Below are 1,928 nucleotides of genomic sequence, written 5' to 3'. Positions count from 1 at the left end.
CAGCGCGCCGCCGGCCAGCCCGGCCAGGACGGCAAGCGCCAGATACAGCGTGCCGACATGCCTGTGACTGAAGACGCGACCGCGTCGCGCCGGAAAGCTGCCGGTTCCGACCGCTGCTGGAACCTGGCCCTCTGTCGGCATGCGCCCAACCTCCTGCGACAAGGGGCCGGACGGGCGGCCCTGCTCAATTCGCCGCGACTTTACCGGAGCGTGCGGGGAAAAACGAGCCCCGGCGGGCCCGAAGGGACGCCCCGGGGGGTGCATCAGGGATGTCCTGGGGGAATATCAGGCCCGCGTTTCGGCCGACGGCGCGGCCGGATCGCGCGGCAGGACCACCAGGGTGAACAGCCCCGCGGGCGGCACGGGGTGGATGCTGGCCCGCGCTAGGTCGGCCGGCGGCAGCAGCGATTCGATCGCGAAATCCGGATGCCAGCCCAGCGAGCGCGAGGCGCGGGCCATGCTGCGCTCCACCGCCAGGCGCACGCCGCCGGTGGCCAGGAAATGATTGACGAACAGGATATGGCCGCCGGGCCGGACCACGCGCTTCAGTTCGGCCAGCAGGCGGCGCGGATTGGGCACCACCGAGGCGACGAACATCGCCACGGCGACGTCGAACGAGCCGTCGGCGAAGCGCGTCTCCTCGGCATCCATTTCCAGCAGCGCGTCGACATGGCGCAGATTCATGCGCGCCACGCGCTGGCGCGCGCGGTCCAGCATGTCGCCGGACAGGTCGATGCCGGTAATGCGCTTGTCCGACCGGTAATGCGGCAGCGCCAGGCCGGTGCCCACCCCGACTTCGAGCACCGCGGTGCCGGGCAGGCTGTTGACCGCGGCGACCGCGCGCTTGCGGCCGAATGCCGACACGCCGCCGAACAGCGCGTCATAGACCCCCGCCCAACGGCGATAGGCGGCTTTCACGGCCTCGGCATCCAGGGCGGAACGCGGGGCGGGCGTATAGCCCCCGACGGCGGTCGCCGCCCCACTGGCCTCGGGCGAGGCATCTTGAAGAACTTCGCTCATCAGGAATCCTCTCTGCCCTGCCGGGCGATTGTCTTCAAGTGGCCACGGGCGCGCGTCACGCCGTCAGGCCACAAATCCGCCCGCGCCATCGCCTGCGCCCTCCAGCCGGCGCAGGATGCAATCCCAGATCAGGCCGGCGGAATTGATGCCGTCGAAGCGGTCCATTTCCTGCAGCCCGGTCGGCGAGGTCACGTTGATTTCGGTCAGCCAGTCGCCGATCACGTCGATCCCGACGAAGATCAGCCCCTTCTCGCGCAGCATCGGGCCGATCGCCGCGCAGATCTCGCGGTCGCGGGGGGTCAGCGCGACCTGCACCGCCTTGCCGCCGACATGCATGTTCGACCGCGCCTCGCCCTCGGCCGGGACACGGTTGATCGCGCCGATCGGCTGCCCGTCGGCCAGGATGATCCGCTTGTCGCCGCGCCGCACCGCCGGTTCATAACGCTGGATCATCAGCGGCTCACGCGAGCGGGCGAAATGCATTTCCAGCAGGGCGTTCAGGTTTTCGTCGTCCTCGCGGATGCGGAACACCCCGGCGCCGCCATTGCCGAACAGCGGCTTGACGATGATGTCGCGCCATTCGGCGCGGAAATCGCGGATGGCCTGCTGGTCCCACGTCACCAGGGTCGGCGGCATCAGGTCGGGATAATGGGTGACCAGCAGCTTCTCGGGCGCGTTGCGCACCGACGCCGGGTCGTTGACCACCAGGGCGCGGTCCGGGCCGATGCCGTGGACATGTTCCAGCATATGGGTGGCGGTGATGTAGGCCATGTCGAAGGGCGGGTCCTGCCGCATCAGGATGACGTCCATCTGCGACAGGTCCAGGATCCGTTCCTCGCCCAGGGTCGCATGGTCTCCCCTGACGCGCCGGACGGCGGCCGGGCGGGCGCGGGCGGTCAGGCGCTCGG

General features: G+C 70.0%; 2 protein-coding genes. Both read right to left on the bottom strand.

The window, feature by feature from the left end; all coding sequences use genetic code 11:
- Positions 1-285: 285 nt before the first annotated feature.
- A complete protein-coding gene (locus tag HUK84_RS16545) occupies positions 286-1,020 on the bottom strand; it encodes a class I SAM-dependent methyltransferase (protein WP_176641258.1) in 735 nt (244 codons plus the stop codon).
- A gap of 63 nt (positions 1,021-1,083) precedes the next feature.
- Positions 1,084-1,928 (bottom strand): glutathione synthase (gshB, locus tag HUK84_RS16540; protein ID WP_176641257.1); only part of this gene is annotated, 845 nt, incomplete at its 5' end.

The sequence above is a fragment of the Nguyenibacter vanlangensis genome, assembly GCF_013376155.1.
GTDB lineage: Bacteria > Pseudomonadota > Alphaproteobacteria > Acetobacterales > Acetobacteraceae > Gluconacetobacter > Gluconacetobacter vanlangensis.
The sequence above is the reverse complement of the archived record's forward strand: the minus strand, read 5'-3'. Positions and strand labels throughout refer to the sequence as shown.